This window comes from Streptomyces sp. NBC_01334 (assembly GCF_035983595.1).
GTDB lineage: Bacteria > Actinomycetota > Actinomycetes > Streptomycetales > Streptomycetaceae > Streptomyces > Streptomyces coriariae.
Genome location: NZ_CP130718.1, coordinates 3,135,976 through 3,157,328 on the forward strand (window position 1 = coordinate 3,135,976; position 21,353 = coordinate 3,157,328).

The 21,353-nt window shown below is 68.1% G+C and carries 15 protein-coding genes, 1 pseudogene and 1 riboswitch; of the genes and pseudogenes, 11 read left to right on the forward strand and 5 right to left on the reverse strand.

Annotated elements, in window-relative coordinates:
* The first annotated feature begins 33 nt into the window (after window positions 1-33).
* Window positions 34-105: riboswitch (adenosylcobalamin-variant (AdoCbl-variant) riboswitch) on the forward strand.
* Between the two features lie 133 nt (window positions 106-238).
* The 7 genes from OG736_RS14210 (at window position 239) to OG736_RS14240 (ending at window position 7,411) form a co-directional block, all read left to right on the forward strand.
* Window positions 239-1,480, forward strand: a complete 1,242-nt coding sequence (locus tag OG736_RS14210; RefSeq protein ID WP_327187603.1) for an SCO2321 family membrane protein — start codon at window positions 239-241, stop codon at window positions 1,478-1,480.
* Window positions 1,477-2,163: an SCO2322 family protein gene (locus OG736_RS14215; RefSeq protein WP_327182765.1), complete on the forward strand. Its 687-nt coding sequence runs from the start codon at window positions 1,477-1,479 to the stop codon at window positions 2,161-2,163. Before OG736_RS14210 ends, OG736_RS14215 begins: the two co-directional genes overlap by 4 nt.
* Entirely contained in the window at window positions 2,156-3,253 is a 1,098-nt protein-coding gene (locus OG736_RS14220; protein WP_327182766.1) for an energy-coupling factor transporter transmembrane component T, read from the forward strand. The genes OG736_RS14215 and OG736_RS14220 overlap by 8 nt, the downstream gene beginning before the upstream one ends.
* Window positions 3,250-4,977, forward strand: coding sequence for an ABC transporter ATP-binding protein (locus tag OG736_RS14225; RefSeq protein WP_327182767.1), 1,728 nt, complete (start codon window positions 3,250-3,252; stop codon window positions 4,975-4,977). The genes OG736_RS14220 and OG736_RS14225 overlap by 4 nt, the downstream gene beginning before the upstream one ends.
* Window positions 4,974-5,810 carry an ECF transporter S component gene (locus tag OG736_RS14230; RefSeq protein ID WP_327182768.1) on the forward strand — a complete coding sequence of 279 codons (837 nt, stop codon included), beginning with the start codon at window positions 4,974-4,976 and terminating at the stop codon, window positions 5,808-5,810. Before OG736_RS14225 ends, OG736_RS14230 begins: the two co-directional genes overlap by 4 nt.
* A gap of 335 nt (window positions 5,811-6,145) precedes the next feature.
* Window positions 6,146-6,562, forward strand: a complete 417-nt coding sequence (locus OG736_RS14235; RefSeq protein ID WP_020126860.1) for an aggregation-promoting factor C-terminal-like domain-containing protein — start codon at window positions 6,146-6,148, stop codon at window positions 6,560-6,562.
* A gap of 111 nt (window positions 6,563-6,673) precedes the next feature.
* Entirely contained in the window at window positions 6,674-7,411 is a 738-nt protein-coding gene (locus OG736_RS14240; RefSeq protein WP_327182769.1) for a YoaK family protein, read from the forward strand.
* A gap of 23 nt (window positions 7,412-7,434) precedes the next feature.
* Here the strand turns inward: OG736_RS14240 and OG736_RS14245 are convergent, their stop codons facing one another.
* Window positions 7,435-8,670 (reverse strand): cytochrome P450, encoded by a 1,236-nt coding sequence (locus OG736_RS14245; RefSeq protein ID WP_327182770.1) that lies wholly within the window; start codon window positions 8,668-8,670, stop codon window positions 7,435-7,437.
* Window positions 8,671-8,844: 174 nt separating this feature from the next.
* Here OG736_RS14245 and OG736_RS14250 point away from each other — a divergent pair, with 174 nt between their 5' ends.
* Window positions 8,845-10,014: a steroid 3-ketoacyl-CoA thiolase gene (locus OG736_RS14250; RefSeq protein ID WP_327182771.1), complete on the forward strand. Its 1,170-nt coding sequence runs from the start codon at window positions 8,845-8,847 to the stop codon at window positions 10,012-10,014.
* On the opposite strand, the gene OG736_RS14255 is transcribed toward OG736_RS14250, so the two are convergent.
* Together OG736_RS14255 and OG736_RS14260 are read right to left on the reverse strand one after the other, a co-directional pair.
* On the reverse strand, window positions 9,998-10,192 hold the full coding sequence (locus OG736_RS14255) for a DUF397 domain-containing protein (RefSeq protein WP_327182772.1): 195 nt from the start codon (window positions 10,190-10,192) through the stop codon (window positions 9,998-10,000). The genes OG736_RS14250 and OG736_RS14255 overlap by 17 nt on opposite strands.
* Window positions 10,170-11,000, reverse strand: a complete 831-nt coding sequence (locus OG736_RS14260) for a helix-turn-helix domain-containing protein (RefSeq protein WP_327182773.1) — start codon at window positions 10,998-11,000, stop codon at window positions 10,170-10,172. Before OG736_RS14260 ends, OG736_RS14255 begins: the two co-directional genes overlap by 23 nt.
* 83 nt (window positions 11,001-11,083) lie before the next feature.
* Between OG736_RS14260 and OG736_RS14265 the strand changes: the two genes are divergently transcribed.
* The gene (locus tag OG736_RS14265) at window positions 11,084-11,530 is read left to right on the forward strand and encodes an ATP-binding protein (RefSeq protein WP_327182774.1); all 447 of its coding nucleotides are present in this window, start codon (window positions 11,084-11,086) and stop codon (window positions 11,528-11,530) included.
* 209 nt (window positions 11,531-11,739) lie between these two features.
* Here OG736_RS14265 and OG736_RS14270 read toward each other — a convergent pair whose 3' ends face one another.
* On the reverse strand, window positions 11,740-12,507 hold the full coding sequence (locus tag OG736_RS14270) for a transposase (protein WP_327182775.1): 768 nt from the start codon (window positions 12,505-12,507) through the stop codon (window positions 11,740-11,742).
* Between the two features lie 72 nt (window positions 12,508-12,579).
* Here OG736_RS14270 and OG736_RS14275 point away from each other — a divergent pair, with 72 nt between their 5' ends.
* Both OG736_RS14275 and OG736_RS14280 read left to right on the forward strand, forming a co-directional pair.
* Entirely contained in the window at window positions 12,580-12,957 is a 378-nt protein-coding gene (locus OG736_RS14275; protein WP_327182776.1) for a hypothetical protein, read from the forward strand.
* Between the two features lie 109 nt (window positions 12,958-13,066).
* Window positions 13,067-14,336: pseudogene (locus tag OG736_RS14280) on the forward strand (IS701 family transposase).
* Between the two features lie 710 nt (window positions 14,337-15,046).
* Here the strand turns inward: OG736_RS14280 and OG736_RS14285 are convergent.
* The gene (locus OG736_RS14285; protein WP_327182777.1) at window positions 15,047-21,262 is read right to left on the reverse strand and encodes an RHS repeat domain-containing protein; all 6,216 of its coding nucleotides are present in this window, start codon (window positions 21,260-21,262) and stop codon (window positions 15,047-15,049) included.
* Between the last annotated feature and the right edge of the window lie 91 nt (window positions 21,263-21,353).

Below are 21,353 nucleotides of genomic sequence, written 5' to 3' on the forward strand. Positions count from 1 at the left end.
ACCTGCCGGTAGAGTGGCCGCGTCGTCATCACGCCCGTACAGGGGGAAGCCGGTGCAATTCCGGCGCTGACCCGCAACCGTGAGAGCCGGATCGCCCGGTACGGACCGTGACCGGCTCACGTGCGTCGGCAGGCCCGCCGTCGCACGGCACCGTCGAGGTATACGGAGCCGAGCCGCCGGGATGTCCCGTGCTGCCCGGCTGCGTGACCTCACCGACCGGGAGAGGCACCCGCCGATCATGAACATCCGCCGCAGCGCCGCCGCTCTGGCCGCCGCCACCGTCGTGCTGGGTGCCGCCGTCCCCGCCGTCGCCGTCACCCCCTCCCCCACCCCGTCGGTGGCGATACCCGACGGTCTGTACGGCACCACCGACCCGACGTACGACGGCGTCTGGCGCCAGTCGCTGGCCCTGCTCGCGCAGCGGACCACGGGCGTCACCCCCGCCGACCGGGCCGTGGCCTGGCTGACCGGGCAGCAGTGCGCGACCGGGGCCTTCGCCGCGTTCCGCGCGGACACCGCCAAGGCGTGCGACGCCAAGCTGATGGTGGACACCAACAGCACGGCGGCGGCCGTCCAGGCGCTGGCCGCGCTGGGCGGCCACCAGGCCGCGACCGAGAAGGCGGTCAGCTGGCTGAAGTCGGTCCAGAACGCCGACGGCGGCTGGGGCTACACCCCCGGTGGCGCGAGCGACGCGAACTCGACCTCCGTCGTGGCGGGCGCGATGGCGGCGGCCGGGGAACGGCCCTCGGAGGTGAAAAAGGCCGGCAAGTCGCCGTACGACGCTCTCGTGAAGCTCTCCATCCCGTGCGACAAGGCCGGCGGCGGCGCGTTCGCCTACCAGCCGGACAAGAAGGGCGGTCTCGCGGCCAACGCGGACGCGACGGCGGCGGGTGTGCTCGGCGTCCTCGGCAAGGGGTTCGTGACGACGGCAGGCAAGACGTCGGCGGCTCCCACCTGCGACTCCGCCACCGCGGGCACCCCGAGCGGACTCGCCCGCAACGGCGCGGCCCACCTCGCCGCGGCGGTGCTCGACGCCGGCTACCTGAAGTCCGCCCTCCCCGGCGCCGAGGACCAGCCCGACTACGGCAACACCGCCGACGCCGTCGTCGCCCTCGCCGCGCAGGGTGCGACCGAGCAGGCGAAGAAGCCCCTCGCCTGGCTCGAGCAGAACTCCGCGGCCTGGGCGAAGCAGAGCGGCCCCGCCGCCTACGCCCAGCTGATCTTCGCGGCCCACGCCATGGGTGCCGACCCCCGCCACTTCGGCGGCGCCGACCTCGTCGCGCAGCTCGACGCGACGGGTCCGACCCCGCAGGCCACGGCGAAGGCCACCGATCAGGCCGCCGACGCAGACGCCGAGGCCGACAAGAAGGACGACTCGGATTCCGGTTACGGCGTCTGGTGGATCGTCGGCGTCTTCCTCGTCGCCGGTGTCGGCATCGGCTTCCTGATCAGTGGCCGTGGCAGGAAGCAGCAGCCGTGACGCGCCGGTGCGCCGCCCTCGTCCTGGCCGCGCTGCTGCTGTCGCTGACCGGCGCGGTGCAGTCGGCCCAGGCGGCGGGCTACCGCTACTGGTCCTTCTGGGACCGCTCCGGCGACGGCTGGACGTACGCCACCCAGGGCCCGTCCACCGCCCGTCCCGCCGACGGCGACGTCCAGGGCTTCCGGTTCGCTGTGAGCGCGGACTCCCAGGACGCGTCGCAGCCGCGCGGCGCGGCCTCCTTCGCGACGATCTGCGCGAAGACGCCCGCGCGGGACGACACGAAGCGGGTGGCCCTGGTCATCGACTTCGGTACGACGGCCGACGCGCCGAGCGGCGAGACCCCGCCGTCACCGCGCACGGCCTGCGCCCGGGTCTCGCCCGACGCGACGACGGCCGAGGCCCTCGCCTCGGTCGCCAAACCGCTGCGCTACGACACGAACGCCCTGCTGTGCGCGATCGCGGGGTATCCGGAGACGGGCTGCGGCGAGCAGGTGTCCGGGCAGGCGCCCGGGACGGACGAGCCGACGTCCGCCGCGGAGCCGCAACCGGCGAAGGCGGGGTCGGAGAAGAACGGGGACGGCGGACCGTCCGTGGGCCTGTACGCGGGCGCGGCGGCGGTGGCGGTGCTGGGCGCGGCGGCGGTCTGGCAGGCCCGGCGGCGAGGATCCCGCAGGGATGGCTGACGGCCGGAGGGCCGATGCCCGCCCCCACACACCAGGCACCCCGCTCCACCCGGCCGCCTGGTGGCTGTGGGCCCTCGGTCTCGGCACCGCCGCCACCCGCACCACCAACCCGCTCCTCCTCGGTCTCCTGCTCGCCGTCTCCGCCTACGTCGTCACCACGTGCCGCCCCGACACCCCCTGGTCCCGCTCCTACTCGGCGTTCCTCAAGCTCGCGCTCGCCGTCCTCGTCATCCGCCTGGTGTTCGTCGTCGCGCTGGGCTCCCCGATCCCGGGGACCCAGGTACTCGTCACGCTTCCCGAAGTCCCGCTCCCCCACTGGGCGCAGGGCATCCGGCTCGGCGGCGCGGTCACGGCCGAGGGCCTGCTCTTCGCGTTCTACGACGGTCTGAAACTGGCGACCCTGCTCGTCTGCGTGGGTGCCGCGAACGCCCTGGCCAGCCCCTCCCGCCTGCTCAAGACGCTCCCCGGCGCCCTGTACGAGACGGGGGTGGCGGTGGTCGTGGCCCTCACCTTCGCCCCGAACCTCATCGCGGACGTCCACCGCCTGCGCGCCGCCCGCCGTCTGCGGGGCCGCCCGGACACGGGTCTGCGCGGCCTGCTCCAGGTGGGCCTGCCGGTCCTGGAGGGCGCCCTGGAACGCTCCGTCGCCCTGGCCGCCGCGATGGACGCCCGCGGCTACGGCCGTACCGCCGACGTCCCCGCCCCCGTCCGCCGGACGACCGCCGTCCTCACGCTCGGCGGTCTGCTCGGCGTCTGCGCGGGAACGTACGGCCTGCTCACCGCGGCGGGCGGCAGCTACGGCCTCCCGGTGCTGTTCGCCGGAGTCGTCGCGGCCCTCGCCGGACTGCGGCTGGGCGGCCGCCGTTCCCCGCGCACCCGTTACCGCCCGGACCGCTGGACCCCGCGGGCGTGTCTCACCGCCGCCTCCGGTGTCGCGGTCGCGGCCCTCCTCACCGTGGCCGCGTCCGCCGATCCGGCTGCCCTGCACCCCGGTGTCGTCCCGCTGACCGCCCCCGCCCTCCCGCTCTGGCCGGCCGCGGCCGTACTCCTCGGCCTGCTGCCCGCGTCCCTCTCCAAGGAGCCGTCGTGATCCGCTTCGAGAACGTCTCCGTGACGTACGACGGCGCCACCGAACCCACCGTCCAGGACGTCGACTTCACCGTGCCCGAGGGCGAACTCGTGCTCCTGGCGGGCCCGTCGGGGGTGGGCAAGTCGACGCTCCTCGGAACGGTGTCCGGCCTGGTCCCGCACTTCACCGGCGGCACCCTGCACGGCCGTGTCACGGTCGCCGGCCGCGACACCCGCACCCACAAGCCGCGCGAACTCGCCGACGTCGTGGGCACGGTGGGGCAGGACCCCCTCTCGCACTTCGTGACGGACACCGTCGAGGAGGAACTGGCCTACGGCATGGAGTCGTTGGGCCTGTCGCCGGAGGTGATGCGCCGCCGCGTCGAGGAGACCCTCGACCTGCTCGGTCTGGCCGCCCTCCGTGACCGCCCCATCGCGACCCTCTCCGGCGGCCAGCAGCAGCGGGTCGCGATCGGCTCGGTCCTCACCCCGCACCCGCGCGTCCTCGTCCTGGACGAGCCGACCTCCGCGCTCGACCCGGCGGCCGCCGAGGAGGTCCTCGCCGTCCTCCTCCGCCTGGTCCACGACCTCGGTACGACGGTGCTGCTGGCGGAACACCGCCTGGAACGCGTCCTCCAGTACGCCGACCAGGTCGCCCTGCTGCCCTCCCCGGGCGCGGCCCCGCTGCTCGGCACCCCGGCGGACATGATGGCCGTGTCCCCGGTCTTCCCGCCGGTGGTGAGCCTGGGCCGGCTGGCGGGCTGGTCCCCCCTGCCACTGACCGTCCGGGACGCCCGCCGACGCTCCGGCGACCTGCGGGAACGCCTGGAGGGACGGGAGACCTCCCGGAGGGTGGACACGCCCCCGGCGCCCCCCACCGGGCTCCCCGCCGAGCCCCCGGCCGATCCTCCCGCCCGCCGTCGCTTCCGCCGTCCTCCCCCCGCGCCGTCCACCTCCGCGGCTCCCGCCGAGGCCCGTTCCCTCTCCGTGCGGCGGGCCCGGGTCCAGGCGCTGCGCGAGGTGGACCTCACCGTCCTGCCCGGCGAGACCGTCGCCCTCATGGGCCGCAACGGCGCCGGGAAGTCGACGCTGCTCAACACCTTCGTTGGCCTCGTCGAGCCGTCGGCGGGAACGGTCCACGTGGGCGGTCTCGTGCCGCACCGCACCGCGCCCCGGGACCTGGTCCGCCGCGCTGGTCTGGTCCCGCAGGAGCCGCGCGACCTGCTGTACGCCGACACGGTCGCCGCCGAGTGCGCGGCCGCCGACCGGGACGCGGGGGCCGCCCTCGGCACCTGCCGGGCCCTGGTCTCGGGCCTCCTCCCCGGCATCACGGACGACACCCACCCCCGCGACCTCTCCGAGGGCCAGCGCCTCACCCTCGCGCTGGCGGTCGTCCTCACCGCCCGCCCGCCGCTCCTTCTCCTGGACGAACCGACCCGAGGCCTGGACTACGCGGCGAAGGCGCGCCTGGTCGCCGTGCTGCGCGGACTCGCCGCGGCCGGGCACGCGATCGTCCTGGCCACCCACGATGTGGAGCTGGCCGCGGAACTGGCCCACCGGGTGGTGCTGCTCGCGGAGGGCGAGGTGATCGCCGACGGCCCGACGGCGGAGGTGGTGGTCTCCTCCCCGTCCTTCGCCCCACAGGTCACGAAGATCCTGGCCCCGCAGGGGTGGCTCACGGTCGCGCAGGTGCGCGAGGCACTGCGGGAGGAGCTGCCGGAGGCACTGCGGGAGGAGCTGCGATGACGATGCCCAGGCGGCGTCCGGTACACCTCGGCCCTCGGTCGCTCGCCGCGTTGGCGCTGGTCAGCGTGGTGGGCGTGATCGCGTTCGGCTGGCCTTTCCTCGCGCCGCCCACCTCCGCGCTGAACGCGCACTCCCAGGACGCCCCCTGGCTGTTCGCGGGCCTGCTGGTGCTCCTGGTCGCGGTCGTGGCGGCGACGATCTCGGAGTCGGGGCTCGGCGCGAAGGCGGTGGCGATGCTGGGCGTGCTGGCGGCGACGGGCGCGGCCCTGCGTCCGATCGGCGCGGGGACGGCGGGCATCGAGCCGATGTTCTTCCTGATGGTGCTGAGCGGCCGGGTCCTCGGGCCGGGGTTCGGCTTCGTCCTCGGCTCGGTCACGATGTTCGCGTCCGCGCTGCTGACGGGCGGGGTGGGCCCGTGGATGCCGTTCCAGATGCTGGCGATGGGCTGGTTCACGATGGGCGCGGGCCTGCTGCCGGGCGGCGAGCGGCTCCGTGGCCGTACGGAACTGGCCCTGCTCGCGGCCTACGGTTTCGTGGCCGCCTTCGCGTACGGCACGGCGATGAACATGGCCGGGTGGCCCTTCATGGGCGCGCTGGCCTCGGGGGTCGCCTTCGACCCGGACGGCACGGTGCCCGCGAACCTGGCCCGCTTCGCCGCGTACTGCGTGGCGACCTCACTGGGCTGGGACCTGGGCAGGGCGGTGGTCACGGTCCTGCTGACGCTCACCCTCGGCCCGGCGGTGCTCAGGGCGCTACGCAGAGCCACCCGGCGCGCGGCCTTCGAGACCGCGGTCACATTCGAGGCCCCGCGGAAGGGCCCAGAAGGCCGTTGACCGGTGAACCACCCCACATGACTCACATCACCTACTATGCGACCTAGTCGGACAAACCGGACGCCATGCCCATGCCATAACGGCCTCTGACCTGGGTATTGAGAGCCAGCTCACAGGGAGCGCCGACCCCCCGAATACGACCACAACTAGCAAAAGGGGTCTTTGCGGACGGCGCTCGATCCTGTTTCTCTGGATGACGTCGCAGGGTGCCACCGAGTCCACGGGCTCAGGCACCACGGCATGCAGCCACCTACCGCAACCACACGGTGCGGCCACGCACCGCGTGACTCCGGCATGCAAGCGACCGCCATCGTCCCCGAAGAAAAAGGTTCTCCGTGTCCGTCTCCGTCATCCGTCGCATCGCTTCCCCGAAGAAGGCCCTCACCGGCATTGCCGTGGCCGCCGCCACCGCGGGGATGGCGCTGTCCGCCGCCCCCGCCCACGCCGCGACGACGTCCTCCGCCTCCCAGGCCCAGGCGATCGCGCACAAGATGATCCCGGACGCGGCTCAGTACAAGGCCTTCTCCAACATCGTGAAGCACGAGAGCGGCTGGAACGTCACCGCCACCAACGCCTCCTCGGGCGCATACGGCCTGGTCCAGGCCCTGCCGGCCTCCAAGATGGCCTCGGCCGGTTCCGACTGGAAGAGCAACGCCAAGACCCAGATCAAGTGGGGTCTGGACTACATGAACTCCCGTTACGGCAGCCCGGTCGCCGCCTGGAACTTCTGGCAGGCCAACGGCTGGTACTGAGCCACGCCACCGCGCTGAACAAGCGCCCCCGTACCGTCGAAGGCGGCGGCCCCCGATCCCCGGGGCCGCCGCCTTCGGCGTTTCCTCACCTTGCCGTGCTCCACTGAGCGGATGACCGGCACCGACCATTCGACCGAGCCCCCGGAGCCCCCGGAACCCGCAGACCCCGCGGAGCCGTCACGGGACCCGGAAGCACGCGGCGTCCGCCTGGTCCCCGCACTCCTCCTGCTGACCGGCATCAGCGGCCTGATCGATGCGGTCACCTATCTCGGCCTGGGGCACGTCTTCACCGCCAACATGACCGGCAACGTCGTCGTCCTCGGATTCGCCGCCGCCGGCGCCCCGGGCTTCTCTGTGCCCCACACGACGACCTCGCTCGTCTGCTTCCTGGTGGGCGCGGCGATCGGCGGCCGGGTCGTGCGGCGGGTGGGCGAGGGCTCACGCCGCACCTCGGCCCGGGTGATGCTGGCCACCGAGGCGCTCCTCATGGCCGTCTCCGCGGCCGTGGCGTTCGCCACCTCGGACCACGCCCCGGCCACGGTCTACACGATCATCGCCCTGACCGCCTTCGCGATGGGGCTGCGCAACGCGACGGTCCGCGAACTCGCGGTGCGGGACCTCAGCACGACCACCGTCGTGACGATGACCCTGACCGGCCTGGCCTCCGAGTCCCGGGCGGGCGGCGGCACGGGCGGGCGATCGCCACGCCGTACGGCATCCGTGACCGCGATGTTCGCGGGCGCGGTGCTGGGCGCGGTCCTGGTGCTCCACAACGACCTGGCGATCCCGCTGCTGCTGGCCGCCGTGACCTCGGCGGTCCTGGCCCTGACGGTGTCCGGCAAGGAGTGACCGCGCTGATCACCTTGCGCTGATCACCCGGCGCTGACCCGGAGCTCCTTCACCCCGTTGATCCAGGCGGACCGCAGCCGACGCGGATCCCCCACGAGCCTCAGGTCGGGCAGGGCATCGGCGATCGCGTTGAAGATGAGGTTGATCTCCAGCACGGCGAGTGACTTGCCGAGGCAGAAGTGGGGCCCGCCGCCGCCGAAGCCGAGGTGCGGATTCGGATCCCGGGTGACGTCGAACTCGTCGGGCCGCTCGAACACCTCGGGGTCGCGGTTGGCGGAGGAGTAGAAGAGCCCGACCCGGTCCCCCTTCCTGATCAGCTTCCCGCCCAGCTCGGTGTCCTGGGTGGCGGTCCGCTGGAAGGCGATGACGGGGGTGGCCCACCGCACGATCTCCTCGGCGGCGGTGCCGGGCCGCTCGCGCTTGTACAACTCCCATTGCTCGGGATGGGTGAGGAACGCGTGCATGCCGTGGGTCGTGGCGTTCCGGGTCGTCTCGTTCCCGGCCACGGCCAGCATCAGCACGAAGAACCCGAACTCGTCGGAGTTCAGATTGCCCTCGTTCTCGGCGGCCACGAGCGTGGAGACGATGTCGTGGGCGGGGCACTGCTTCCGCTCGGCGGCCATGTTCATGGCGTAGGCGAGGATCTCGGCGGCGGACTGCGCCCCGACCTCGGCGGTGATGGCGAACTCGGGATCGTCGTACCCGATCATCTTGTTGGACCAGTCGAAGATCTTGGAGCGGTCGTCCTGGGGTACGCCGATCAGCTCGGCGATGGCCTGCAGGGGCAGCTCCGAGGCGACGGACGTGACGAAGTCGAAGGAACCGTCCTGCGCGCGGGCGCTCTCGACGATCGCCGTGGCCCGGTTCCGCAGCCGCTCCTCCAACGCCCGGATGGCCCGGGGCGTGAACCCGCGCTGCACGATCTGCCGTACGCGCGTGTGCTCGGGCGGATCCATGTTCAGCAGGATGAACCGCTGAGCGTCGATCGAATCCCGTTCGATGTGTTCGTTGAACCGGATGATCGCGGTGTTGAGGTAGGAGGAGAAGATCTCGGGGTGGGTGGACACGTATTTCACATCCGCGTGGCGGGTCACCGCCCAGTACCCCTCGTCCTGGAAGCCGGCGACATTGCCCGTCTGAGGGATCCAGCGGACCGGTTCGGCACCGCGCAACGCGGCGAACTCCGGTAGCGGCACTTGGTGTTGCAGCAGGTCGGGATCGGTGAAGTCGAACCCGTCGGGAAGCGCTGGACAGGGCATCGGCGGCTCCAGCCATCTGACGATGCGATCTGACGGTTCATCAGAAACAGATTGCCGTGAAGGTAGTTCAGGACCCTCGAGGCTGCAAGACCCTTGCGGTGACGCACATCACGTAAGCAGACTGCACACAGCAGAGAACTAGAACACGTACTAGTTCCGAAGGGATCCGCACCCATGGCCGCCGAACCCGTGATCGTGGAAGCAGTCCGCACCCCCATCGGCAAGCGCGGCGGCGCGCTCGCCAACCTGCACCCCGCCTACCTCCTGGGCGAGACCTACCGCGAACTACTCGGCCGTACCGGCATGCCCGCCGACGCCGTGGAACAGATAGTCGGCGGCACGGTGACCCACGCCGGCGAACAGTCCATGAACCCGGCACGGACAGCATGGCTGACGATGGGCCTCCCGTACGAGACGGCCGCGACGACGGTCGACTGCCAGTGCGGCTCCTCGCAGCAGGCGAGCCACATGGCGGCGAACATGATCGCGGCGGGCGTCATCGACGTGGGCATCAGCTGCGGAGTGGAGACGATGTCCCGCGTCCCCCTCGGCTCGGGCTCGAAGCACGGCCCCGGGAAACCGTTCCCGGAGGAGTGGAACGTGGACCTCCCGAACCAGTTCGAGGCGGCGGAACGCATCGCGCGCAACCGGGGGTTGAGCCGCTCGGACGTGGACACCCTGGGCCTCCTCTCCCAGGAACGAGCGGCGGCGGCCTGGTCGGAGGAACGCTTCAAGCGCGAGACGTTCGCCGTCCAGGTCCCGACGACGGAGGAGGAACAGGCGGCCGGCCAGGGCATGTGGCGCCTGGTCGACCGCGACGAGGGCCTGCGCGACACCTCCCTCGAAGCCCTGTCCCGCCTGAAGCCGGTCATGCCCACGGCGATCCACACGGCCGGCAACTCGTCGCAGATCAGCGATGGCGCGGCCGCGATCATGTGGGCGTCTAAACGGATGGCTCGCGCCCTGAAACTGAAGCCGAGGGCGAGGATCGTCGCCCAGGCGTTGGTGGGCGCGAACCCGCACTTCCACCTCGACGGCCCCATCGACGCGACCCGAGCCGTCCTCGGCAAGGCGGGCATGTCCCTGAAGGACATCGACCTCGTCGAGATCAACGAGGCCTTCGCGTCTGTGGTGTTGAGCTGGGCGCAGATCTTCGACGCCGACCTGACGAAGGTCAACGTCAACGGCGGAGCAATCGCCCTCGGCCACCCGGTCGGCGCGACAGGCGCCCGCCTCATCACGACGGCCCTGCACGAACTGGAGCGCACGGACAAGGAGTTCGCCCTGATCACCATGTGCGCGGGCGGCGCACTGGCCACCGGGACGATCATTCAGCGCCTGTAGCGCCACCGCCGGTCCAGGCGAGGAACGTCGAGAACGCGGCGGGCTCGATCGCGAGGATCGGGCCCGCCGGGGTCTTGGAGTCACGGATGGCGATGGTGGCCGGGCTTTCGGCGATCTCGACACAATCACCGCCCTGGTCACCGCTGTACGACGACTTACGCCAGACGGTGCTCTCCATAGCGCTCCTCCACCACTCGCCGGATCAGCTCCGCCGAATCCTTGAGGGAGAGAGCGGCGGCCCGCAGATGATCGTAACGGAGTGAACAGTCCTTGACCGTGTCCGGGTTCGCACTGGGATGCCCGCTGCCGTACCCCTCGGTATAGACGATGGTGGGGTCGCTTCCGAAGCGGTAGACGTTGAACGAGCCTTGTGTACCTGCGTGCGCTCCGGCCGAGAACGGCAGCACTTGGATGTTGATCCGAGGATTCCGCTCGACCGACAACAGGTGAGCGAGTTGCTCGCGCATGACTTCCCTGCCGCCGATCTCCTGGTGCAGTACACCCTCGGTGAGCACGATCCAGAAGACCGGAGGCTCGGACTTCTCGAAGATGCGCTGACGGGCGAGCCGGACTGCGGTTCGATCCTCAAGGTCGGTCTCGTCGAGCACTCCGAGGACGGCGCGCGCGTAAGCCGGGGTCTGGAGCAGACCGTGAACGATTCCGGCCTGGAAGACACAGATCTCGACGGCCCGCGCCTCCAGCTCGGCGACTTCCCTGAACCAGGCCGGAAGTTGACTGCGCAGCACGAGTACGACGAGCCGCGAGAACAACCCGCCGGTTCCGAGGGCGGCATCGACCCTCTCACTGAACTCAACGGTGGGCACCTTCCGGGCCGTCTCGACCTGCCCCACCAGCGAGCCCGTGTAATTGAGGATGTCCCCGAGCTGCCGCTGAGTGAGCTCAGCCGCCTCCCGCAACCGCCGAAGCTCGAACCCGTAGTAGTCGAGCGGCGAAGCCCCGGGGTCGAGAACATTGATATGGGTCACGCAGGCCCTCCCACGACACCACAACACAACGGGTTGTATTCAACCCATAGCCCAGAGTAGTTGTCACAGCTCAACCTCGTACCGTGAACGGATACTTCCCCTCGATCTACGCCTCCCCCATCCCCACGCAGCACCGCATGACCCTGACGGTCGGCGAACACTCGGCGCGCCACATCCGCCGGATCGCCCGCCTGCACCTGGAGAACTGGGAGCTGCAACACCTCACGGACACGGTGGAACTGGCCCTGACGGAACTGATCGCCAACGTGATCCGCCACGTCCCGGACAGCCGTTGCACCCTGCTCCTGCTGAAGCAGCGGACGGGAGTCAGGGCAGAGGTGACGGACGCCTACGGCCAACTACTCCCGACCCCGACGAAGTCGGACCCGGAGTCGGAAGGCGGCCGAGGCCTGTTCCTCCTGGACGCGTTCGTCGACAAGTGGGGAGTGTCGCCGACAGCCGGGGGCGGGAAGACGGTGTGGTTCGAGCGCGCCACGCCCACCATTCATCAGGGCAGCAACCTCAAATGACCACACCAGGATTTCCTCCCCACCTATCGGGCCCCGGTCACCACTCCGGCCGATCCGCCCTGACCGCCTCAGCAAGATCCTGCTGAGCCTCGGAATCGTCAGCGCGCGGATCGGCTCGAGATAGCCGATATCACCGTCGGCTAAGGGTTGTCCCGTAAATGATCTTCCGTGTGGTCGGGATGCAGTCGACGGTCGGGGTAACGGGCCGTCTACTCAGTGAGGTTGAGGTTGTGCAGGCGGGCAATGCCACGCATTGCGTGGTGTACGCCGTTGCCTTTGAGGCGGCAGTCCCGCAGGATCTTCCAGCACTTCATGCGGGCGAAGACGTGCTCGACGCGGGCCCGGACTTGCTTGTGGGAGGTGTTATTCGCGACCTTCCAGTCGGGCAGTTCCTCGCCCTTGCGGCGGCGGTGCGGCATGATCAGTCCTGTGCCCGGATAGCCGCCGTCCGCGATCGTCATTGTGGCGCCGACCATGTCCTTGGCGCCGGATTCCGCCCACGCCTTGCAGTCGTTGCGGTTGCCGGGCAGAGGCCGGCCGACGACCACGACGAGGCTGGTGTCGGCGTCGATGACGACCTGGTGGTTGGTCGAGTACCGGTAGTTTTTCGACTGCTCGGCCACCGCGTGGTCGCGGGTGGGCACCAGGGTGCCGTCCACAATGAGCACGGTGTCCTTGCGGAACCGCTGGCGCTGCTGGAACGCGAGCCGCGGCCCGAGCTGGGCGATGACGCGGTTCGCGGCGGACTTGGAGACGCCGAAGAGCGGGGCGAGCTGGCGCAGTGTCAAGTTCGTGCGCCAGTACGCCGCGACCAGCAATACTCGGTCCTCCAACGGCAGACCCCACGGCCGTCCACGTCGGACCTCGTCAGCGCCTTCGCGGCGCGCCGCGGTCACCAACTTGCCGAAGCGGCGCGGGCTCAGCCCGGTGAACGGGGCTATCCAGGACGGCTCCGACGCCGTGATCACACCAGCCACACCAAGATCATCTCAGTTGCGGGTGCTGCCCCCTGTCCTAGATTCTGTTGTCTCCACGAATAGGGAGGGCACATGGGACTGGTCCTCTTCCCGGGTGACGGTGACAACAGCAGCCCGGATGTTTCCTGGTCCTACAGCGGCTTCGCCGCGTTTCGGCGACAGTTGGCGCGAGCCGAGGGACTCACGCTCTGCGAGATGTGGGGTTTCGGCGGAGAGCGCCCCTGGAGCGACGTCTCCACCTCGCTCGCCCCCCTCCTCGATCGCCCCGATGACGGCGGCGGCGAGCTATCGCCCACCGAATGCGCCGCCCTCCTGCCCAGGCTGGAAGCGATCGTCAACCAGTGGTCGAGCGAGACCGACGTCCCTCAGGTACACATCGACGCGGCCCAACAGCTGACAGTTGTACTGCGACTCTGTGTCGCGGCGGACGTCGAACTTCTCTTCATGTGACCTCGTCGAAGCCGGGACTGGTCCTGGCCGCTCCAGCAGTTACGGGACACCTCTTAGTAGTGCTTCGTTACCTTGGGTGATCTCACCTGGTGATGGGCATCTTCGAAGCATGAAGTTGGGGGAGGTGGGACGGCTCCGGGGTGAGTTATCGGAGTTCGTTGCCGATGTGTTCGGGTCGTTGCCGCGGCGGGATCAGCGGCGGTGGGGCGAGTGTTATCTGCGGGGTCTGAAGCTGGACGGCCGGCGCAAGTCGGTCCAGCCGATGGGCGAGCGGCTGCCGGACGGGAACATGCAGGCCCTGAAGCAGTTCGTGAACCAGTCGCCGTGGGATCCACTGCCGGTGCGGCGGCGGATCGCCCAGCTGTTGTCCGAAGTGCTCGCGCCCGAGGTGTGGGTGATCGACAACGTGTCGTTCCCCAAGTGCGGCCAGGCTTCGGCTGGAGTGGTACGCCAGTACTGCGGAGCACTCGGGAATCGGGCGAACTGCCAGGTCGCGGTCAGCGTTTATGCCGCCACCGACGCCGCCTCGTGCCCGCTGCAGTGGCAGCTGCGTCTGCCGCGCGAGTGGACGGACGAACCGGACCGCTGCGGCCGGGCCGGAGTCCCCGACGACATGATGCACCAGGAGAAATGGCGCCTGGCCCTCGACCTGCTCGACACGCTTGCCGAGTGGCAGTTGAAGGCGCCGGTGGTGGTTGCCGACGCCGGCTATGGCGTCAGCACCGCGTTCCAAATCGGCCTCGAGGAGCGAGGGCTGTCCTACGTCCTCGCACTGAGCGGCAAGGAAGTCGCCCACCTGGAGGAGGTCGAGCCGCACCAACCCTCTTATGGCGGGCTCGGGCCGCCAACGCTGCCCCGCTATGGCACCTCACCGCGAGCCGTCTCCGGCCTCGTTGCGGTGGCCGATGCCGGCCGGTTCACCGAGGTGACCTGGCGGCAGGGCAGCAAAGGCGCGACCTCACGGTTCACGGTCCTGGCCATCCGGCCGGCGGGCAAGCAGTCCCTGGCCGCCGCCCAGGAAGCGGGCGGTGGCCGCAAGCGGTGGGACGGCGTCCTGCCCACCCGGACCCTCCTGGTGGAGCGGCCGGACGGCCAGGACGCTCCGACGGGCTACTGGATATCGAACCTGCCCGCCACCACACCCGTCGAGGACCCGGTGCGGGGGGCGAAGATGCGCTGGCGGATCGAGCATGACTACCGTGAGCTCAAGCACGACCTGGGCCGGACCACTTCGAGGGCCGCACTTGGCGCGGCTGGCACCACCACGTCACCCTGGTCTCCGCCGCCCAGGCCTTCCTCGCCCTCAGGCGGTGTAACCCAAAAGCCCCACGCCGGACTGACCCTCTACCAGGTCCTGGACACCCTCCAGGACCTGCTGAGGTGCTGGACTGGCACCTGCACCACCTGCGGCCGACCCCTCACCACACGCAGAAGCAGAGCCAGAACCTAACGAAGTGCTACTAGATGACGCAGCATGATGCCGCAACCGAACCCTCGACGTCATGGCACAGCACCCAGAGCGCTTCACGATCGGGTTGTCCCACTCCACGAAAATAGGAGCAGGCCAACCAATGGCCAAGCATCTCCGGTTCACCTTCGATCAGTATCCATAATTCCTGAATCAGCGCACTCTTACGGAGAGTCCCGCGCTTCGATTTCCGATAGATCCAGAGATTCAAACACAGGAACCAGCCTGGCCAAGTACCACCCAATGTCGCAAAATCGGGAGGAGCCGGGCAGCAGTTTCGGATTGATACCAATTACACAGGAGACAGTAGTTCGACCAGGGTGAAATAGGAAGTCCCCACCAGAGCCTCCCATCGGGAAACAAAGCGTAATCCCTACGACTCGATCACCCCACCGAGAGTCCGCCAACTTGGATACAATCTCGCCCAGCTGAAGGGTTTCCGCCTTCCGCCAGTTAAACATTCCATCCTCGTCGATTAGATACGCCACCTCCCCTTCCAGGGGCGGCCTCATACCCCCGTCAAGCAAGGCACGCAAGATTGTCGAAACATCGATTGACTTTCTGAAGGTGAAGTCAATATCTACCGACCTACTCAAGCCTTCACACCTCCACCCATGGAGATCATCTTGAAATTACTTCCCACGGAATACCCTTCTTGCCGAGCCAATTAGTAATTTGATCGGGTATCGGATTTTCGGATATAAGCTTATATTCAACCCCACGCTCATTAGCTATGCCAGCCTTCTGCCCTTCGGTGGAAAAGAACTTACTAAGTCGCTTAGGATCTTTGATGGTGTTCTCGAAAAAGTTTCCCGACTTAGCTTCATACCATGTGCCCCTTCCTGTCGACGGGTCCACATAAGCACCATCAAATTGACGACCCTTCTCAGAGAATCCTCCGCCTCCTCCGAGTTCCTCCTGCAGGAATCCCTCGTACGCATCTCCGTGTTCCTGCGCTGCTCGTCCACCACCGGTCGCCTCCCCATTTACCTCTCTGAGGGCCTTGCCCAACCCCTCATTGATGCGGCCGATACCATCAGCCGTCCCAGCGGCGCCTACGCCGACCAAGGCTGTGCCGCCCGCTGCGGCAGGTACCCCGACAGTGCAACCAATGAGTGTCAAAAGACAGGCAGCACCGCCACCTATGACCATATCGCCGCCTAGGCCCATGAGGGCCATACTCCCGCCGATTTCGGCGGCACCCCACCAGGTTTCCGGCTGCGAGAAGATCGCGTAGCCATATTCGACTACGACGTGCGCAGTGCTCTTCACCCATCCCATGAGGCCGCCACTGTCTCCGTTTCCGGAGGTGGAGCTACCGTCACAGTTGTAGCATTCTTCGTTCTCCCTGTAGACCGTGTTGGCAGACTTCTTCTTCGTAGGGGCTTTGCCCGGGGTGGTGTTCTCGTATCCCGCCCCCGGCCGAGTGGGGCAGTCGAAGTCTGCGCAGAGTCCCGATGGGTCGCTGACGGTAACTGGGTTGTTGTTCGCGTAGCTGTAGCCGTGAACCTGCTGGGGGTTCGTCAAGACCAAGACTGGGTCGACACTGATGAAACGGCCGGTCACAGGGTCGTATTCACGTGCCCCGAGATGAGTCAGGCCTGTGTCAGTGTCCTTTGTGCCGCCGACGAAGCCCCTGTCACCTGCCCAGAGGGATGGCTGTGTGCCACGAGAAGCGCCGAAGATGCCCGTCTTGCGGCGGGTAATGGCCTGGGTAGCATCGGCGGTGACCTGAGTGGTGGTCGTGCCGTGATGGTCCGTGAGCAAGAAAGTCAGCTTGCCGCCGGTACGCATGGCCACGGTCTGGCTACCTGTGCCGTAGTACCGGGTTCCCGTGGCCTTGCCGGCCTTGTCGACGTTGAGCTCGTTGCCACCTGGGAGGTAGAGCGTTGTACCCGTGGAGTCGGTGCGGGTCAGGCGCTGGCCGTCGGTGTCGTAGGTGTAGCTGGTGGTCTGGCCGTTGCTGGTGACGGTCTTGAGGTGGTCTTCGTCGTCCCAGACCAGATCCTGGTTTAGCGTGGTCGTGGTGCCCTGTTTGAAGGTGCGGGTCTTGGTCTCGCCGGTCTCGGTGTAGCTGTAGGACTCGGTGCGCGGATCGGTGCCGGTCTGGGTGACGCTGGGCAGGTTGTGCTTGCCCGTGTCGGGTGCGGCGTAGGTACGGACCGTGTCGGCGGTGGGACCGGCGGCGGTCTGATGCTGGGTTTCGGTCTTGCGATTGCCCACCGCGTCGTACGAGTAGCTGGTCCAGTACGGGTCCTGGCCGCCGACCACGTCACCGGAAGGAGCAGCGGCGCACGCACTCCCTGTGTTCGTCCAGGCTTCGGTGATGCGCGTGAGCGCGTCGAGGGTGAAGCACTGGGTGTCGGTGGTTCGAGCGGCGTCCTGACCGTAGTTGGTCGTGATCTGCGTGATGTTGCCGGCCGGGTCGTACGTGTAGTGGGAATCCTCTATCCGCTGCGGCGCGGTGTCACGGTCGGTGTAGGCGTCGGTCAGCGCGCCGGTGTGGTCGTCGTAGACGCTGGTGGTCTTCAGGTGCTGGGCGAACTTGCCATATTCGAGGACGGTGTTACGTCCATAGTGGTCATAGGTCGTGTTCGAGATCAGCGGGTCGCTCTGCGCGCTGAGAGTCCGCAGCAGGCCGGCGCTGTCGTAGTTGATGTGAACCGATTCCTCGGGCAGGCCACCGATGGCAGGATGCTCGGTCTCCATGAGCTGGCCTGTGTTGTCGTTGTAGTAGCTCCACCACTCGTAGCTGCCGGCGGGCACGCCCAAGCCGGCGGGTACGGTGACCTTGGTTCCGGCCGGTTGGTCGAAGGCGCTGTAGTCGGTGATCTCGGTGACGTAGGCCTTGCCGTCGATATAGCGGGTGGTGGTGGCGAGCTGGCCCTTGGCGACACCGTCGTAGGTCCAGGCCGACAACATGGTGGTGCCGTTCTTGACCGCGGTGCGGCGGCCCAGATCGTCGTAGTCGGTGTGCAGAGTGATATTCCGGGCGTCGGTGGTATCGGTGACCCGATCGCCTTCGTCGTACTTGGTGTGAGACTTCCCCTTGTCCGGGTCGACGACGTCGGTCTGGCGGCCGCGAACGTCGAAGACATAGGTCCACTTGGCCCCCGACGGGTCGGTGACCTCGTCGAGGCGGCCGAGTTTGTCGTAGTGGTAGCTCATGGACTGCGAGGCCGTGCGTTCGGCGTTCGTGTACTCCTTGAGCTGCACCGTGCGGCCCAGCGCGTCCACCACTCTCGTGGTCGCGGTGCCGCCCTTGGGCGGGATGACGGTGGTGCTGTCGCCCGTGTAGGTGGTGGTGATGCGCTTCGTCTCGTCGCCGAACTTCTTGGCGATCACCGCCGTCGGCCGGCCCGCACCGTCGAAAACGGTCTCGGTGGACGAGGGGTATTGCGTGTCCTGTCCGGTCACAAGCACAGGCTCGGCGGCACCAGTGCTGAAGAATGTGCCTGAAGAACGCCACGCTTCGCCACGGGTGTTGTAGAACGCCTCCGTCACCAGGCGCCCAGCCAGGTCCGGGGACTTGGCCTGAGTTTGACGCTCGCGCAGCAGACCGTCATAGAAGGCGTAGCTGGTCTGGTACTCGGAGAAGTGGTCGAGGAACTTGGTGGTGACGACGGTGGGGCCGTCGGTGCGGACCTGATACATGTAGGAGTAGTTCGGCGCGTCAGGGAATTCGGTGGCCGAGCGGGTCGGAAGCCAGACCTTGGCAGCTCGGCCAAGGCCGTCGTAGGTCGTCGAAGTGACCCTGCCGTTGGCATCGGTCACCTCGAGCGCCTGGCCTCGCAGCGGGTCCAGTTTGGTCGTGATGGTGTGGCCGAGCGTGTTGGTCACCGTTGCGGTGATCGGGTTCTCGCCCACGGGAGGGGTATACGACGAGACCGTGACCTTACCGAAGGCGTCCGCCGTCGCCAGCGGGCGACCGTACTGGTCGTAGCAGAGTTGGTTCTTGTTCGCGCCGCAGGCGTTGGGGATGGAACTGGCGGTGTCGTATCCGGTGCCGCTGCCGTTGATCCGCTCGGTCCTGGTGATCAGGCCCTTGGTGGGGGCGATACCGAACGCTGCGCCGTCGTAGGAGAGGCGGGAGTCGTCGATGATGTCGTCGGGGCGCTTGACGGTGGCGTTGCACAGCACGGCGACCGTCTCTGTGCGAGAAACCGTGCTGAGGATCCAGGCCGATGTGTTGCGCAGGTAGGTGGTAGTCGTGCAACTTTCGTCACCGACGGTGGTGCCGTCCCCGGTCTTGGCGGTGTCGCCATGTTGGGACACCTGGGTGACCATGCCGTAGGCGTCGAAGCCGCGGCTGGTCTTGGTTGTTCGGGTACCACCAGTGACGGTTGTGCGGGTCTCTTCCGTCGCTGTTCCCGTGTGATATGCCTTCAGGTCGGGCAGTGCGGCTTCACTGCGCGCCCGTGTCGCGGTCTCCGCCGAACGCCATGGGGTGTATGAGGTGGCGGAGACAAGCGCGCCTCCGTCCCCGTTGTAGGTCGCGCTTTCTCGAACCGCGCCGGCGAACTGTTCCCGGTCGATGACCGCGGCACCGGCGGAGTCCTTCACTTCGGCACCGTCGATGCCGCGGAAGTAGCGAGTCTCGGTCAGAGTCCGAGCATCCGCGCCGGCGCCCTTGCGGGTCTGCACGCGCTCATAGCCGCGCGAGACGGAGTAGGTGCGGTCCTTGGGCTTGGTGAACTCGTCCGTGCTCTTCGCCCACTTGGCGCCGCCGACATACGTGTACTGAGTGACAGTGTCGGGAGACTCGACGAGGTTGTCACCTTCGACGACCCGCTGGACCGGGTAGATGTTGAACCAGTCCTGCTTGGCGTCCTCCCCCTCGAAGGGCCACTTGACCGGGTAGCAGCGGGTGTTATTGGTGCCGTCGGCCGGGGGGAGGGTGGTGGCAGTGCAGTCCGGCGTGTAGTAGTCGACACCGATGGTTCCGCCGGTCTCGGTCTTGATCTGCGACATACGCAGCCGGATGAACGGGGCCAGGCTGTCGTAGAGCTTGTCGACACGATTGGGCTTCTGTACGCCTTCGAAAGTGACCGCAGGCAAGGTGACGGCGGATCCAGCCTTGCCGGTGTGCTGGATGGAGGCAAGCCACATCGGGGTGGAGATGCCGTCCCCTGAGGAAGGGAAGGTCTGCGCGAGAGTCCAGCTGTCGACGTCCTTGTACGCGCCGCCCGTGAGGACCTTGGTGGTGATGGACGCCAAGCGCTTCTGGGACCAGAACGTCGGGGAGTACTGGTCCTTGCACTCGGTGGAGCCGTCCTTGCAGTACTGGTCGTAGGGGACGTCCGGCCAGTTGGCGGCGTTGGCCTCGTCGAAGGTGCAGGACGTGAGGCAGCGGGAGGTCACGCCGAAGTGGACCTGGCCCATGGCCTTGGCCGAGTACACCGTGTCGGAACGCAGGCCGTAGTCGACGCGCTCGAGCCAACCGCCACGCACATAGGGAGTGACGGTGGCCTTGCCGGTCGTCTCTGAGACGTTCCGGCCGTAGTTGTTGGACTCCTTGGACCAGTAGTAGGCCATCGCGTTGCCGCGCGGGTCTACGACGTAGTCCAGTTGCCAACGCCAGGCCTGCTGGCACCAGCCGGAGGCGAACGAGGAGTTGTAGCAGGGCTCGCCCGAGTGATTGCCGAAGACCGGAGCCGTCCAGGCCGAATTGGTCACCGGGTCGTCGGCGGCGGTGCCGTTGTCGCTCCAGCCCGGAAGCTTGTTGCGGCCGAAGAAGTACTGGATGCCGTCGGCCGTGGTGACCTTCCAGTACTCACCCTTGCCGTCGACGCCTTCCGTTCCGTCGTCGCCGTTGGCGGCGCCTGTGAGCTTCTCGACCTTCTCGTTCGCGTCAGAGGCCGGATGCCATCCGCCGTCCGCACCTTGGACGAGTTCGACGGTCTTGCCACCCAACGACAGAGTGGCGTTGTCGCTGTACCAGCACTGGTCGCCGACCTTGGTGGTGTTGGTGGCGCCGTCCTTGTCTTTGTCGACTTCGCAGGACTTGTAGCGGCGTTCGATGTATCCGGGCTCCCAGTCCCAGCCGTCACCGATCCACGAGGGCTGATTATTGGAGGCCGAAGTGCGGCCGTCCACAGCCTGCGAGTTGTAGCCGAGCGACACGGAGGGCTTGAGCCCTCCCGGAACCGCAGGAGTGTCGATCGGATACGACCAGGAGAACCCGCCGGTCGAGCCCCCCGTGCTCCAGGAGCCCGACGCCTGGAGAGAGGTCGCCTTGTAGTCACCGCTCGCACCCGAGGCCGTAGCGGTGGCTGCCAGCACTGTCGCTCCGGACATTGCCGCGGCCTTGACGTCAGAGGGCGACGTGGAGGCGGCCGCGGACAGGGTGGCGGTCGCGGTGAGCGTGCCCGTCTTGGTGTCGTTGGTCGTGGACAGCGGTTTACCAATGAGGCAGGCGGGCTCGTCCGGTGTGGTCAGCGCGCAAGCAGGGAGTTGCACCAGGTGCAGACGGGCTGCCCAGTCACCGCCGTAGGCGCCCTTGAAGGAGTTGTAGTCGACCCGTACTGAGGTGGCGCCTGCGGCAGAACTGTCGTCCGCGCGGTTGACGGAGAACAACAGGCCCTCGACGCCTGCTTTGCGGGCGGTCTTCTGGTCAGCGAGCGTGACGGTCGCCTTGGCCGGCGGCCGGGCAGCGGCCCGCTGGTCAGCAGGCGGGACGGTCAAGGCGACGGGGAGGGAACCAGCCCTCTTCGCGGCTGACTTGGAGGTCGCCGAGTTCAACTGCACGGTGGCGGTGCCGGGCTCCGGCCAGGTGACCTTGGGCGCCTTCCATGGACGCGCCTGATCGGGCCGATCGTCCGTGGTACCGACAGCCATCCGCTTCACTGCCACAGTAGGCGGCTGCTTCGGCTCGGGAAGACTGATTCCCTTACCGGATGATGCAGCTGCCATGCTGTTCGCAGGAAGC

Coding starts and splice junctions, on each gene's coding strand:
- OG736_RS14210 (WP_327187603.1), top strand. CDS start 239: ATGAACATCCGCCGCAGCGCCGCCGCTCTGGCCGCCGCCACCGTCGTG.
- OG736_RS14220 (WP_327182766.1), top strand. CDS start 2,156: ATGGCTGACGGCCGGAGGGCCGATGCCCGCCCCCACACACCAGGCACC.
- OG736_RS14230 (WP_327182768.1), top strand. CDS start 4,974: ATGACGATGCCCAGGCGGCGTCCGGTACACCTCGGCCCTCGGTCGCTC.
- OG736_RS14240 (WP_327182769.1), top strand. CDS start 6,674: ATGACCGGCACCGACCATTCGACCGAGCCCCCGGAGCCCCCGGAACCC.
- OG736_RS14245 (WP_327182770.1), bottom strand. CDS start 8,670: ATGCCCTGTCCAGCGCTTCCCGACGGGTTCGACTTCACCGATCCCGAC.
- OG736_RS14250 (WP_327182771.1), top strand. CDS start 8,845: ATGGCCGCCGAACCCGTGATCGTGGAAGCAGTCCGCACCCCCATCGGC.
- OG736_RS14255 (WP_327182772.1), bottom strand. CDS start 10,192: ATGGAGAGCACCGTCTGGCGTAAGTCGTCGTACAGCGGTGACCAGGGC.
- OG736_RS14275 (WP_327182776.1), top strand. CDS start 12,580: ATGGGACTGGTCCTCTTCCCGGGTGACGGTGACAACAGCAGCCCGGAT.
- OG736_RS14285 (WP_327182777.1), bottom strand. CDS start 21,262: ATGGCTGTCGGTACCACGGACGATCGGCCCGATCAGGCGCGTCCATGG.